We start from the raw sequence: 15,262 nt of genomic DNA on the forward strand, positions 1-15,262 counted from the left end.
TTTAAAAATAATTTTATAAAACATAAATTATTTTATATAATAAAAATATTAATAAAAATGATAAATATATTGACAAGATAATATCAAGTCAATATATTTATTTTTATTTTCTAGGGCAGACAATTCTTAAATATTTTTGAAAAAGGGTATGCTTTATGCTTCGTCTAAAGAAATCTGTGTTATTGAGTTCTGTTTTATTAACTGTGGCTTGCCAAAAGTCAGATATAAATAAATCTGATGTACAAATTAATGATATTGAAGAAATGTCTTCGACTTCAGAAAACAATCATTGGGAACTCCCCGAATTAACTTTACAGGAAAAAAAAGATCTAGTCAGTTCAGTTAAAACCGTATTTAATGAATTTTACGTAAATAGAAATCAGAAAGTCATCGATTATAATTACGATGCAATAGCATTTGCAAATAAACTTGATGAAAATATGGATTCAGAGAATTTGCTCAAAAGCACGATGAATATCTTTTTCAATGTCCGAGATTTGCACACTGGCTTTACTTATCCTGTCCCCGCACGCTGTTATTCAGGTGGATTTCCTATAACTGTTGGCTTAAGTTATGATGAAAAATATGGTTACAAGGAAAGACTCATTGTCTCTGCAAAACTGACACCAAGTTTGTCTCTGCCGAATGCATCTGCCCAAGCTTTAGCTGACTTCGAAGCACTTTCTGTTGGTGATGAAATCTTAACCATTAGAAATATTGGTATTGAAGGCTATGAAAATCAAGAAATTTATGCAAACACTGCGATAGATATTATCGGAAAAATTGGTCGTGGATCAAACCCAGAAGCCTTTAAATCTCGTGCTTTGCAACGTCTTTTCTCACGCAATGGACGCTATATTAAAATACCTGAAGGGAATTTCACTTTAAAAGTGAAACGTGCAATAGATGGAAAAATTGTAAAATACACTTTGCCATGGATCACCTATGTATCTAGTGAACAAATATGTAATGACTATTTTCATAAAAAATCACCAAACATAGATATCGGCTTAGATAATAATATAGAAAATATTTATGAATTAAATAATAAGAAAAATGAAGAAACTTTTGTTAAGGATCTCTACGCTAACAATGCATCGAATCAAAATATTGTAAAATATATTGCAAAATACAAAAGAAAATCTATTGCCGTTATTCGGATAAATAGATTTATTCCAGATGGTGATTTCAGTTATTCCGATTATTTAGTTGCAAGAAAATATATTGAAAATGAAGTTAATGATATTCGTAAATTTATACTCCATAATAGAAGTAAAATTCAAGGAGTTTTAATTGATGTTCGAGGCAATGGTGGTGGATTTGGTAGTTTCCCTCAACTGTTAGCAAATGCTTTTACACATAAATTTGTCAGTAATTTAGAAATGCGTCCTTTGGTGTCTAAAACCAATCGTGATACCTTTTATAATTTAGAGATGTCACGCTATTATGCTCGATTAAATACGTCAGATCCTATGCAAACTCCACATTTAAGTACAGTTAATGAAATGGATCGCTACTTAGCGGACAGCAATTTCAGTGATCAAATTCAAGCGAAAACATTATTGCTTGCACCTGCGGATCGCTATGATGGAGATGAAAATGATGCGCTGCCAGAAACTTATAACAAAAAAGACACTGAAATACTAAAAGCTGTATTAACAATTAAACCTATCGCGGTACTTACGAATAGTAACTGTTACTCTGCTTGTGATGTATTTGTTTCCTTAATGAAGGACTATAAAATTGCTAAAATATTTGGAACAACAAAACAAACAGGTGGTGGTGGAGCAAATGTAATTGAGTGGAAGGATTTTTTAACTCCTGTAGTTGTTGACGAGCAGGGAACAAAAGTATCTATTATTCCGAACGGCTCCCCACTTCCTCGAAACAGTGAAATTCGTTTTGCTTGGAATAAAATAGTGAGGCCTTTCGCTGTAAAAGATTATGAGAAATATATTGAAGGAGTTGGTGTTGTTACGGATTATGTTTATAGACAGACAACTCAAGATCTTTTAGACAATGATAAGGTTGTGTTCCAAAAAGTATTTAATGATATAATCGATAGTAAAAACACCAAAGGCTTTTATTTAAAACGTTGAGTTGAATAGTTCTAAATTGAGATCTCATTTGGATATTAATATATTAAATATTTAGCTTCATAATTTAATTCACTTTTTCAATATATAATGACACAGGCTGATTTATATTATCAAAAAATGGGCAAGAATTTTTGAATTGTTCGAAGTGATTATGATATAAATAATTAAGTGCACCTATTATTTTCCAATGTGAATTTGATGTGAGAAATGCTTCTAGTAAATACTGCTCATTCCACAAACGCACTTCCTCTTTTACCCATAAATCCATATAGTCTTTTGGCGAAAAGATATCATGTATATGCACAATAACGCCTACTTTTAAGGAAGGTAACAGTTCTAAATACTCATATAGAACATCTCCTTGCGGGCGTATTACGTGTGAAGAATCTATAAATAATATATCTCCTCGCTCTAATTGCGCAAAAAATGATTTATCAATTTCTTCTACAGGCCTCCTAATGATAACGGCTCCTGTTTTTTCTAACCAGGGCATTTCAAAAGGTTCAATACACACATGTTTGCAATTGTAGAGAGTATCTTCTTCCTGATTTTTTTTATTGCTTTTATTGTAAGCAAAGTGGAATGGCCGCTTCCAATTTCAAAAATTCGTTTTGGTTTTTTTAATCTAATTATATTGTATAAAAAACCTGCATCACCTCCTTGAAAGGCCGGATTATTCAAGTCAAAAGCGAGTTCATCTTGTTTGTTATTGAGTTTATGAATTAACTCCTCACTATACTGAAAATTACTCAGTAACTTAAGCTGATCTTCTGTATTCCAGTCAATTCCGTTGAGTTCACGATCTTGATTTAAAGGACGCTTCAAACTAGAGGTATCAAATAGAGGTTCTGTGTAATGGCTTCGAATAGGAAAAACTCCAATATGTAATAGAACTCTTCTAGAGTTTGGCATATTTTGAATACCAACTCTGCGAATTGATTTTAAAAGTAGAGCACTAGGATAAACAAAAATCATAAGAATGAAATCGGAGCGTATAAAAATATATCTGATAAATCTCCAAATTTTTTTAGCAATAGTTCGCATAATAACTGTCCTCATTTTTACATCTACAAGACTATACATATTTTCCAAAATAAATAAAGAAAATTTATTTTAAGCATTTTTTTAATAGTCTGAAAATTCAATAAAAATAAAAATATATTTAAATATTAATATAATACACTTTACAAAAATTTTTTATCCAATTAATTATTTCAAAGGTTTTAATTTTAACTGTTAATAGTAGGAAGAAGAATTATGAGTCGACTAAAAATGCTTGTTGCTCTAAATGCGATTGTCTTTCTCTCCGCGTGCAATAAATCTGAGAATACCGCCCAAGTCAGTTCATATACAGATGAACCTTGGGAGCTGCCTAAATTAAATGCAGAAGAAAAAACGAGCTTAGTGGACTCTGTGCAGACCGTATTTAGGGAGTATTATGTAAATGATTTTCAGAAAAATAAGGAGAGTTATTATGATCCTTATACTGAAACTTTAAAACTGAATAAAGAGATGGATTCAGAGACTCTTTTAAGAGAAGCAATGAAGATTTTTAATAAAAATGGGGATATTTATACTAATTTTACCTATCCTAGCCCAGCGAAGTGTCTCAGTGCACATTTTTATTTTGATGTTGCTTTTGCCTATGATAACCCAAAAGATAAAGAAGGAAAATTGGTTATATCAAAGAAATATTCTATAGATACTGTTCCTTTGAGTCGTGAAGAAAAAAATGATTTTTATAATATACAAGTCGGTGATGAACTCTTATCGATTGCTAATATTGGCATTGAAGGGGAAACTGATGAAGAAATAAGTGCCGTTGAAGGGCTGAAACTCTTAATGAAACAGGCTTCAGGTCGCACGGACGAAGTGAAAAAGGATCAAGCTCTGCAGAGATATTTTCTTCGTGAAGGTGATGAAGGGAAAACTCCAGAAGGAAACTTTACAGTAAAAATAAAAAGAAGAGCTGAAGGTCAGATTGTTACCTATACATTTCCATGGATGCGCTATCTAAATTATAAATGTTCCAAGAAAAATGAAGTTTCGCGAATTATTGATAAGAACAATCTGGGAGATAAGAAAGCGAATATAGATCCAAAATTAAAGCCAGCATATCTTCCCGGTGGAAGTGCAAATATTGTTGAATATGCTGGAAAGTCATTTGCAGTCATAAGAGTTAGTAAATTTGTTAAAGATAAAGAAAATGAGATAGATGAAGTCGAGCGCATTAAAGATTTTTTAGAAAAAGAAAGGAACAAGATTGATGGAGTTATCTTTGACCTAAGAGGGGATTATAATTTTAACAATTATTTCTCTTATGCGACATCACCTGTTGCTTTGGCAAGTTTATTTACTACCCAAGATATATCTTATCCAAATGTAATTTTGAGAGTTTCAGACACAAATCGAGAGACATTGGCTAATAAACTATTTATTAATTTAAAAGAAGTGGATAATTTAGATGCTTTTGTCTTTGAAAAGATGGGTAAATATTTAAATGATGAAAAGTATAAAGAACAAATTAAAAATCGCTCATTATTTACCAATCCTTTTAACATATTTGATGCAAATCATGATGATCGCTACCCAAAAGATCCAAATGCAATTTTATATAAAGGCATCCTCACCGACAAACTCATTGCTGTTTTTGCAAATAGTGACTGCAGTTATGCTTGTAATACATTCGTTTCACTTATGAAGGATTATAAGATTGCAAAAATATATGGGACAAGTAAACAAATAGGCGGCAGAGAAATAAATATTTTTTCTTGGAATGATTTTGCAGGAACAATAATTACACCACGTGGAACAACAAAATCCATTATTCCCAATGCTAAAATCTTACCTAAAGGAAGTGATATTTCCTTTGCCTGGGGGCAAACAGTGCGGGAAAATGCACGCGCTGGCAATGAACAGTATTTAGGTGGCAATGGAGTCTTGGTCGATACAGTTTACTTAGAGACCCGCGATGACATTATAAATAATGATCGTAATATTTTTAATAAGATTTTTGCAGATATGGCTGATCCAAAAAATAGCACAGGATTTTATTTAAATCGTCCATAAAAAGAAGATTGGGGTAATTTTATCGATTTATTTTTATCGTGATTTTGAAAAATAAAAAATAATCCTAATTCTCACTTCAAGTGGTTATTTCTTATAAAGAGAAGTAAACACTTCAAAATATTATAATTTTAAAAAATATGAGAATTTGCTTTAGACTCCGTTTTGTTTGATACAAGGTTATTATATTTAATAATTTTATATAGCTATTAGAGATTGCTTCTACAAATGCTCCTGTCTCCTCAGAATAATAAGTTAATAATGCTTGTATGGCAGGATTATTTCTTTGAATAAATGGCTCACCTGCATATAATACAAAAACCTGATTTGCAGGGTCTACATTTGGCAACAGAAGATTGAGTTTATTTTTTAAAAAAACTTCCATTTGATTTTTTGAAAAAAATGACTTTTCAATCGTTTTTCTAAAAGATCTTTGAAAACAATAGCCACAATCAAAATTGCAAAAATATGATAATAATATCATAATATAACCTTTTTTTATCAATGTGGCTTTCAAGATTCTGTAATAAAAATCCTAAGTTTCTTAAATATTCTAATTCTTCTTCGATTGTTAGTTTTGTTATATGCCCACGATTCTCGAGTTCATCCAATATTTTTATATTTTTAATGTCTATCAGGTTTGAAAGTTTTAATGAATTAATAGTGGTTAAAACTTCTGGAGAAACGAAATCGATAGTTCCTGAAATACCATTGACTAGCACTCCTGCATTTCAAAAAAGGCACAACTATAGAAAAGCTACTTTTACGATAATTATTCACTTTTTAATCCTTATTTAAATATATTATTTCAGAATAAATATCATCAAAACGATCATCGTGGCTAATAACAAGAATAAATTTATCGTTTGCGCTGTTTTTTATTTCTGCCATAACTGCATTGGCACTGGCGGAATCCAGACCTGTCGTGGGCTCATCGAATATTAATAGAAGTTTATTTTCTACGAGTAACGTACGAGCTATTGCTAGACGCCTTTTTTCACCCCCTGAAAGGTTTTTTCCCGCTTCAGAGATATATTCATTTAAGCGATTTTTTATGCCCGTTTGTGCTCCCTCCCAAAGAAATCTTTGTAATAATTGTGAAACTTCTTCTTTACTTATTTTTTTATGACCGAGACAAATATTGCCTAGGACTGTATCATCAAAAAACAGAGGCTCTTGCTGAACTAAGATAGATAAAGCTTGTAACTCAAGTGGTGTTATCGTTACATTATCAAATTGAATGCTTCCCTTCGTTTGCTTTATGATTCCATTTAAAATTAAAGATAAGGTTGTTTTTCCGCCGCCTGATTTACCTTTTAAACCGATTATTTTTCCCCTGTTCCACTGGAAGTTTATATTTTTAATTTGTGAATTGCTATGGGGAAATTTATATTCAAGATTCTTAATGAATATTGTGTCTATATTTTTGAATTTGCTATAAACAATTTTATTATTGACATTTTCTATTTCCATTTTGTAATAGCCATTTAATTTTTTAATAGCAGCAAAGCCTGGATGGGTTTCTTGCAGATAAATAATTAGCTGCTTTGTGTTGTGCAGCATCATTGTGGCAATTGTGAGTGTGGCAAAAAAACTTCCAATGGACAGAGTGCCTTGTTGTATTCGAAAAACGTTGTAGGCTAAGAGCAAAAGGGGGAAAAAAGACGTTATGCCTCCAACCACAGCAAAAGAAAGTGAGCGATAATGCATCATATTATTTGCAGCAAATATCGTTCTGTTAAATTTATTCTCTGCAATAGAAGTTGGGTAAAATATATTGGTCAATTTGATAAATATTTGATTCTCCATGCAGCTTTGAAAAAATGTTTTTTCCTGTGCCATATTTTTATAAAATATTTCTGTTGATTCACGAATCTCTTTCGCTAAATAATAGGAAGATAGGATAAAAAAAGGAATAAAGAAAAGAATACCGATCGCTATAAACTTGTCTAACATTAAGAGAGCAACAAAACAAAAAATAACAATCAAAATATTTTCAAAAACATTGGTCAACTTGTCGAAAAAAATAGACAAGGCAATTTCGGTGTTTTGATAGATTTCATTTGCGAGGGTAATGACCTTTCCACCTAAGTTTGAATTGTAGGCGGATTTTAAAAAATTTTCTAAAATATTTTCGCGATTTCTCTTTAATAGTTCTCTATATATTCTATAGATGACAACTCCATGATAATAAGAAATAATCCTTTCAAAGAGCAGAGCTGCACTTGCGATTAACAATAATAACGGAATTTGTTGGCTTTTTTCAGCAGCTATAGAGGCATCGATAATATCTTTGCTCAGAAATGGGAGAGGAAGAGTGCTTAAAGTAGCAAGAGTTGTTAGAATTGAAATAATTAAAAAATCTTTTATGTCCAATGCTAAATTTTTGCAAATGAAATTTTTTGCAACTTTAAAATCAATCAGCATATTTTTTATGCAGAGTAGAAAATGTGAGGGGTGGATAAATAAAAATTTAATCTGCTCTCTCATTCATTTCTCCAAAGATATTTTATTTATAATAATTAAAATATCTATAGAGTCAATTCATTTAAATAAACAAAAAAAAGACCTCAATAAAATTATCAAGGTCTTTTTAAAAAGGCTGAACTGTTTAAGCGTTGTTTTGTGGCAACAAAACATGGGAACAGTTTGGACAAAACTCAACGGACTTGCCGCGGGCAATGTTGTTGAGGATTTGCGGAGAGAGACCAATGCGGCAGTTGCCACACGCTCTTTCAACCACACGGCAGATAGGGCCGTTTGGATTGCGGGTGATCTTAGAAACGCGCATATAGTGTTGCGCAATACGATCATCAAGGCGAGATAAATAGGAGTCACGCACTTTGTTGATTTCGTCTAAACGACCTGCAGAGTTATCTTCTGCTTCTTGGGCTTTTTTGCGTTCCCCTTCCGAAGCACTGATAGAAGCGGAAAGTTCTGTTTCAGCTTTGTGGAAAACAGCTTTCGATTGTTCTATGCGGCTTTCAGTTTCGTCGGCACGGCGTTGTGTTTCACGAATATCGCGTTCAACGTGATCGAGTTCACGCTTGAGTCCGCGGTGATCATCATCATTTTTCGCAGCAAACAAACGGGCAGAGCGTTCTGCTTTGCGTTCATCCAGATCATCAAGTTTTTTGTAAAGACGACGGAGTTCAGCTTCGTGAAAAATCATGTCTGTGCGTGTTTTTGCTATAATTTCTTCACTGATACGCGATTTTTTAGCGAGTTCAGAAAGTTCTTTTTGTGCAACTCGCTGATCTTGAGTGACAAGGCCAGAGTCGATATCTAAGCGATAGAGTTGTTCAATAATTTCATAATTTGGGTTCAAAGGGAATCTCCTTGTGAGACAAAATAGAGCAACTGTTTTATGTAACACATGGCAATTGTTCTTTCAATGCCTTTTGTGGCTAAAATCACAGCCCACTGACCAATCGTGCTGAAATTAAATTCGGGAGTTTACGAAGTCCAGCAACCACTTCGCTTTCAAGATCACCATCTATTCGAATAAGACTCATAGCCATTCCTCCGCGCCGATTGCGTGAAAGTTCAAACTGAGCAATATTAACATTGTTTTTTGCTAAATAGGATCCCACATCTCCAATCACACCCGGTCTATCGTGATTCTGCATAACGATCAGATCGTTATCAAGTTCAATTTCAAAAAGAAAATCATTGATTGAGCTCAAACGGGCAAATTTCCCATCATAGAGAACGGCGCCCACAGATATTTTTTCGCTCGTGCCTTTGCCATAAACTTCAAATAAAAGTTCATTTTTTGCGGAAGAGGAAGGTGTCATTTCTATCTCAAACTCAAGCCCTTTGCGCTGGAGAATCTTTTCTGCATTGACGTAGGAGACAAATTCTTCTGAGGCATGAGAAAGAAAGCCTTTAATTGCAGAAAGTTTTAAAACCTGTAAGTCTTCTTTATTGAGATTTGCTTTGACGGTCAGTTTCAATATTGCGGGTTGAAAGTCAAAGATTTGTGCACCAAAACGTGAGACTTTTTCAGATAGGACAGAGAAAACTTTGAGATCATTGGAGCCCAGTAAAGAAACATGCGGAAGATTGACTGGGTAATCGACAATTTCACCGCGCAGAGCTTTTAGCACTTGAATAGCAATGGTTTCCCCTATGCGATACTGTGCTTCGGCTGTGCTCGCACCGATATGAGGTGTCACTATGACATTGGGATGAGCTATAAGTTCTTGTAATGGCTTAGGTTCATTGTCAAATGTGTCAATGGCTGCACCAACAATATATCCCTCGTTGAGGACTTCAAGCAGGGCTCTTTCTGCAACAATGCCGCCACGAGCCGCGTTTAAAATGATCCCACCTTTGCGCATTTTCTTCAGCTCTACTAAAGAAATCATGCCTTTTGTTTCTTTATTGAGGGGCACATGGACGGAGAGAACATCGCATTCTGCGAGCAATTCTTCCAAAGTATTTTTACGCTCAGCTTGATTTTTACGGAAAACATCTTCGGAAATATAGGGATCATAAGCAATGACGCGCATGTCAAAGCCTTTGGCAAATTTTGCGACACGGTGGCCGACATTGCCAAGGCCAACGATTCCGATGGTTTTATCTCCGAGTTCAGTTCCTGAAAATTTGTGGCGATTCCAACCACCTGCGCTGGTGCTCATGTGTGCTTGAGGAATTTTACGGACAAGGGCAAGGAGTAAACCCATGGTCAACTCGGCGGCAGAATTGGTGTTTTTTCCAGGGGTGTTGACGACAAGAATGCCCATTTCTGTTGCTAAGTCGCAATCAATATTTCCATAGCCAACTGCTGCGCGGGCAACAACGCTTAATTTTTTAGCTTTGCGTAAAAGTTCAGCATCGACATCAGTTTCTGAACGACTGATGAGAACATGAGTGTCTTCGATTTCTTTTAAAATAATATCACGGGGTGCATCGGGAATATAAACAATTTTAAGTGATTCAGAGACAGCAAGCTCAGAAGGTTGATTGTTCAATAGCTTGAGAGCTATATCATGGAGTTTACCTGTAATGAGAATCTTAACTGTCTTTTCCATCTGTGTTTTTCCTATGGCTTAAGATAAATGGGAATGCAAACTCTCACCTAATTTGGAGAGTATTTTGGCAGGCGTACCATAATCCACGACTTGTCCATTGCCAAGCACAACAACGTGATCTGCATTATTTAACGTCTCTAAGCGGTGAGCAATGATTATGACAGTTTTATGAACAAAAGCTGTGTTTAGCGTTTCTTGAATGAGTTTTTCAGTTTCCATATCAACACTTGCGGTGGCTTCGTCCATAAGAATAATTTTTGCATCGCATAAAATAGCTCGAGCCATACAAATCAGTTGGCGTTGTCCAACGGAAAAATTGTGTCCTCTTTCCGTTAAAACGTAATTGAGTTTATCTGGAAGATTTTCGATATATTTTGCTAGTTGAACTTCTTTAAGAGCTTCCCACATTTGTTCGTCTGAATATTTTCCCGTTCTGTCTAAATTATATTTTAAGGTACCAGAAAATAAATGCGGTTCCTGCGGAACGATCGCAAATACTTTCCGGGCTTCATCTAGTGATATTTGAGTGATATCGATTCCATCAATTATTATTTTTCCAGAATGAAGATAGAGCATGCGAAAAAAAGCTTGGAACAAAGTACTTTTCCCTGCGCCCGTTCTCCCAATGATTCCCGTTTTTTTGCCAGCTGCAAATTTTAAAGATAAATTTTTTAAGACAATAGGTAAATCTTTACGATAAGAAGCTTGAATATTTTCAATAATAATTTCACCAAACTTTGGCCAATCTGTTTTCATTAGCTTGGGATCATGTGAATAATGAATGTGTTCACTGGGAAGATTTTTATATTCGATTACTCTTTCCACTGAAACCATTTTGGATTCAATCATGGATAAACTGCGTGTTAACCATTGCATGGTGGCATCGAGACCGATCGTGAGACTCATTAAAAAACCAGCTTCACCCACTCCAATTTTATTATTTGCAACTAAAATAACAGCTATTAAAGTTACAGCTAAGCCAAAGAATTCTGAAATAATTTTGAGGCGTAAATTGAGCCAACGCAATATTCTGCTTTGTAGTAGAACTGATTTTGCATAATCATGAGACAACAGAATAAGTCTGTCATAAAAAATTTTGCTTTTACCATATGCCCGGATGGTTTGAAAACCTACGACTGTTTCCGTAAATAAACTCCAAATGGGCGTTTCAAGGATTTTCGTATAGCGTTGAATTTCGCGAGAAGCAGTTTTAAACAAAACTTGCACGGAATAATAAAAAAATATACATGGTAAAACGGCAATGATAGCAACAGGTGCTTGAAAAATAACAATAACGGATACAATTAGAAGTTCAATAATAGAACAGATAATATCAGAAAAAATATTAGGAATTTCATCTTTTATTTGGATATAATCGCCGCTAAAACGACGGATCAATCTTCCTGTTGGATTTTCATCTAAAAAAGTAACGCGAACATTGGAAAAACTTTCTACCATTTGATTGTGTAAAACTCGTGCACCGTTGGCTAAAAAGCCTATTAGAACAATCCAACTTATGGCGCGCAAGAGAATTGCAGCGAGACAAAATAAGAAAAAGAAAAGAGAAATTCGATAGGCATCAGCGTTTTGTAACCATAAACGTATTACATTTTTGAGTTGATTCTCATCCCCGCATATAATGGTATTGCAATCATTGGCCCAAAGGGAAACAAGGTAACGAAAGCCACTCTCACTTAAACTCGTTAATACAAGTAAAATAAGGATAATTGGCAGAAAAATTGGCAGATATTGCATTGAGTTTAAATATCTTGAATAAAGACCTAAACCAATTTTTCCTGATTGCCGTTCTTCCTGCGTGATGAAACTAATTTTTTCGGTCATGCTCATTTAATCCTGAAATAAATTGATTGAGTCTTGATTTGTTATTTGCTTTAAGAGTTTCAAAACTGCCAAATTCTGTGATGCTCCCACCGTCTAAAAATAAAATATTATCAGTGTATTTTAAATATTCTAAACGATGGGTGGACCAAATAATAGTTTTCCCTTTGCCCCAATCACCTCGAAAAATATTGTGTGCAAGAGTTTTTTCTGTTTTAACATCAACAGCACTCAATGGATCATCTAAAAATATAAGAGAAGAATTGGCAAATGAGCTGCGCGATAAACTGATTCTTTGTTTTTGTCCACCCGATAAATTAACACCTCTTTCGCCGATTTCTGTATCCATACCATGGGAAAATTCATTTAAATCTGTATGAAAACTTGCAGCATAAATCGAATTCATGATTGCATTGTCGCTATCATAGTATTCATTTTGATATTTATATTTAAGTGGAATATTTTCACGGATAGAACTGCTTATAATAAATGCCTCTTGCGGGACATAGCTTTGGATAGCGCGCAGTAGTGCTAAACCAAGAGAGGTGTGAACATTACCCGAAAGAGAATTTATCTTATAATTTTTATCATTGAAATATAATTTAAAATGAACATCTCCATGTGTTGGTGTGATATCTCCCATCATAATTTGTATTAGAAGTGACTTGCCACTGGCGACGGGGCCGATAATGGCTAAGGTTTTTTTTGCTGGGATTTCAACGCTGATATTATTTAAAACATAAGGTTCACTTTTTGAAAATCGTAAAGATATATTATTGAGAGAGAATGAAATAGATATTTCGGAATTTAATTTATTATGAATAATTTTATCGATAATTTCTTTTTCTTCTGGATTATAGTTATTATTTTTTTCCTCTAAAAACTCTTCTTCTTGGATACGCGCGACATAAAATAATTTTAATCTCCGCGACGCGACAATAGCTTGTGACCAAGCATTGACAAACCAAGGAAGGGGGGTAATTTGTTGTCCTAAAATACTTGATAGCCAAATGGCGGCAAATAATGTTGATGCACTTCTATCGCCATTATAAAAGACAATACCTGCAAATATCCCACTGCTAACGACCATCCACCAATTGAGGGTTAAGGCAAAAGCGAAGCAATACTTAAAAGTAATTTTTAGATCTTGTAAAAATTCGGAAAGTGTGGCCTCGTGAATTTCATTTTTAAAATATTTTCCCCAGCCAAAGTAACGAACTAAGCGCATCCCCTGAATCCATTCCGTAATCAATTGTAAACGTTTATCACCTCTTTTCATCATTTCTGTGTGGAGAATATTGCCAATCCATGAGAAAAAAAGCGAAAGAGGAATTTGTAATGCAATTATGAAAAAACCAATCCAAGCAATCTTGCCAAGCATAGCAATCATTAAAATCATAACAAGTGCACAGGAAGCTAAGAGTACTGGAATATCGACGAGTGCATGGGCAAGGAAATTGCCTAGGAATTTTGCATCATTTTGTGCAAGATTCGTGATATCTCCTGTTTGATATTGTGTCCGATCTTTTTTGCTAATTTTTAGAAGTTGTAAATAGAGAGACTGCATGAGTTTAAATGGTATGCGCCAAGCAAGAAGCATTTCTGTTTCAATTTTCTGCGCATGTAAACTCGCAGCTAAAATTTTCAATATAAAGATTATCACTGCCAAACAAACTGTAAAAATCAGGATTTGATTTGGGGTAGATTCATGGTAAAAAAGATCTATCAATTTGAAATTTGTGGATGTTTTTTCAAAACTTCTTAAAAGTTGAATAGCAGCAAAGGCTGACAATAAAGAAGTTATAACATCTGTAATATGAATGAAAAACATAAATGAAAATTGTTTTCTTTCATATTTTATAAGAGCTTGAAAGGGGGATTTGCGTAAATCGTGCAAAGATGTATCGAAATCAGGATAATCATCTCCCTTCGCTAATGTGTTATTAATAAAGGGGACAGAATTTAAATCAGATTTATCAATTGATAGTTTAGCTAGCTTTTTCATTACGGGTGTGACATCTGAGAACGAAAACTTTTGCCACAACGTCGTTTTTTGACTATTCAAGATAGGACCTCAAATTTTTTGGGAGATTCTCTGTGAATTTATTTTTCGATTTAGAATATATCTCTTCTCTTGTTTTAAAAGTAGAGCAAGGAAAAGCCACAAATACTGAACATGCATATTTGCAAAAAGTTATTGCAGCTCAAACCGTGATAAGCGAATATCAAAAAGAGAATAATACATTCTTTCAAAAAATTTCTCAAAAATATTATATCTGGCTTTCCGCAAATTGGCAAAAGAAATTAAATAGTCAAAGAGAGAGAACAGATCATTTTTTATTAAAGAATGCTTTAGAAAAAAGCCAATTTATATCCGCTAAAAAGTCTGAATATGTTTACCAAAAACCATTAAATCATTATTCTGTTTTGTTAACTTTATCACAAATATGGAATTTCCCACTCAAAAGAGAAAAAAAAAGTATAGAACAATTTTTATTTTATTTTATTGAAAACGTTTATGGAGTTCCTCAGAAATATATTGCGCCTATTTTTCAATTAATAGAAAAAGATTGGAAACCCATTCTTTCTCCTTTAGGAATGCTTCCCAATAAAAAGTTTAGCTTGCAAGAAATTGAAGAATATTTTTTTGGCAATAAAACAATTCCAGAATTTTCCGTCCATTTGGTTCCTAAAATAGATCGCTATTTTTCTATTGTTGGCAGGGGGCATAATTGCCATCTTTTTTTACCAAAAAGGGAACATTTTGATTTATTTGAAGCCGCTTTAGTTATTCATGAATTACAACATCTATTAGATATTGATAACAAAGAAAATCTTATTTATACAAATAGAAGTGGAATTGATGAAAACCAAGTTATGCTTTACGAAAGCGTTTATTTATCTGAAAGAAATGCACTGAATGCAGAAAGGATTTTTCTTTTAGGAACAGGAGCAGCCAAGAGAGGAAGATACTGTTGGTTGGAATCCAATCTTTTTTATCCTATTCTATTATTGAAGTGTGAAATGCACAATTTACTTTATGGTGATAACAGAACAATAGATTTTTCTGAAATTTGTCAGCAACACGGTATGGAGCCTCTTCCTTTATCTGCCTTGTTTGAATGGGGAGCTCCTTTTCAATTGAGCGCATACTGTGCCGTCGCAATGGAATTAGAACAGGGTTGGCAAAAGTTTCTTCAAAATTAGAGGTTGCTTAAGCTT

Annotated in this window: 12 protein-coding genes; 3 read left to right on the forward strand and 9 right to left on the reverse strand. The window is 33.8% G+C overall.

The features are described 5' to 3' along the window. The first annotated feature begins 155 nt into the window (after nt 1-155). Complete coding sequence (locus EZS29_RS06180) at nt 156-2,099, forward strand: S41 family peptidase (protein WP_130607631.1); 1,944 nt, start codon at nt 156-158, stop codon at nt 2,097-2,099. Between the two features lie 64 nt (nt 2,100-2,163). Here the strand turns inward: EZS29_RS06180 and EZS29_RS06185 are convergent, their stop codons facing one another. Together EZS29_RS06185 and EZS29_RS06190 are read right to left on the reverse strand one after the other, a co-directional pair. After that, nucleotides 2,164-2,592, reverse strand: coding sequence for a class I SAM-dependent methyltransferase (locus tag EZS29_RS06185; RefSeq protein WP_130607633.1), 429 nt, complete (start codon nt 2,590-2,592; stop codon nt 2,164-2,166). Then, nucleotides 2,580-3,143, reverse strand: a complete 564-nt coding sequence (locus tag EZS29_RS06190; RefSeq protein ID WP_130607635.1) for a hypothetical protein — start codon at nt 3,141-3,143, stop codon at nt 2,580-2,582. Before EZS29_RS06190 ends, EZS29_RS06185 begins: the two co-directional genes overlap by 13 nt. A 213-nt stretch (nt 3,144-3,356) precedes the next feature. On the opposite strand from EZS29_RS06190, the gene EZS29_RS06195 reads away from it, so the two are divergent. Further along, the gene (locus EZS29_RS06195; RefSeq protein ID WP_130607637.1) at nt 3,357-5,168 is read left to right on the forward strand and encodes a S41 family peptidase; all 1,812 of its coding nucleotides are present in this window, start codon (nt 3,357-3,359) and stop codon (nt 5,166-5,168) included. A gap of 112 nt (nt 5,169-5,280) precedes the next feature. On the opposite strand, the gene EZS29_RS06200 is transcribed toward EZS29_RS06195, so the two are convergent. The 7 genes from EZS29_RS06200 to EZS29_RS06230 all read right to left on the reverse strand — a co-directional run bounded on the left by EZS29_RS06200 (nt 5,281) and on the right by EZS29_RS06230 (nt 14,105). After that, nucleotides 5,281-5,649 carry a 4Fe-4S cluster-binding domain-containing protein gene (locus tag EZS29_RS06200; protein ID WP_130607639.1) on the reverse strand — a complete coding sequence of 123 codons (369 nt, stop codon included), beginning with the start codon at nt 5,647-5,649 and terminating at the stop codon, nt 5,281-5,283. Continuing rightward, nucleotides 5,618-5,887 carry a hypothetical protein gene (locus EZS29_RS06205; RefSeq protein WP_130607641.1) on the reverse strand — a complete coding sequence of 90 codons (270 nt, stop codon included), beginning with the start codon at nt 5,885-5,887 and terminating at the stop codon, nt 5,618-5,620. The genes EZS29_RS06200 and EZS29_RS06205 overlap by 32 nt, the downstream gene beginning before the upstream one ends. A gap of 61 nt (nt 5,888-5,948) precedes the next feature. After that, on the reverse strand, nt 5,949-7,655 hold the full coding sequence (locus EZS29_RS06210; protein ID WP_130607643.1) for an ATP-binding cassette domain-containing protein: 1,707 nt from the start codon (nt 7,653-7,655) through the stop codon (nt 5,949-5,951). A 121-nt stretch (nt 7,656-7,776) separates the two neighbouring features. Continuing rightward, nucleotides 7,777-8,493, reverse strand: a complete 717-nt coding sequence (locus tag EZS29_RS06215) for a zinc ribbon domain-containing protein (RefSeq protein ID WP_130607645.1) — start codon at nt 8,491-8,493, stop codon at nt 7,777-7,779. A gap of 85 nt (nt 8,494-8,578) precedes the next feature. Beyond that, nucleotides 8,579-10,201, reverse strand: a complete 1,623-nt coding sequence (gene serA, locus EZS29_RS06220) for a phosphoglycerate dehydrogenase (RefSeq protein ID WP_130607647.1) — start codon at nt 10,199-10,201, stop codon at nt 8,579-8,581. A gap of 18 nt (nt 10,202-10,219) precedes the next feature. Further along, complete coding sequence (locus EZS29_RS06225) at nt 10,220-12,043, reverse strand: ATP-binding cassette domain-containing protein (RefSeq protein WP_172603807.1); 1,824 nt, start codon at nt 12,041-12,043, stop codon at nt 10,220-10,222. Then, nucleotides 12,027-14,105 (reverse strand): ATP-binding cassette domain-containing protein, encoded by a 2,079-nt coding sequence (locus EZS29_RS06230; protein ID WP_130607651.1) that lies wholly within the window; start codon nt 14,103-14,105, stop codon nt 12,027-12,029. Before EZS29_RS06230 ends, EZS29_RS06225 begins: the two co-directional genes overlap by 17 nt. Nucleotides 14,106-14,137: 32 nt before the next feature. Between EZS29_RS06230 and EZS29_RS06235 the strand changes: the two genes are divergently transcribed. Next, entirely contained in the window at nt 14,138-15,247 is a 1,110-nt protein-coding gene (locus tag EZS29_RS06235; RefSeq protein ID WP_130607653.1) for a hypothetical protein, read from the forward strand. Nucleotides 15,248-15,262: the final 15 nt, after the last annotated feature.

The sequence above is a fragment of the Fluviispira sanaruensis genome (assembly GCF_004295685.1).
Classification (GTDB): domain Bacteria; phylum Bdellovibrionota_B; class Oligoflexia; order Silvanigrellales; family Silvanigrellaceae; genus Silvanigrella; species Silvanigrella sanaruensis.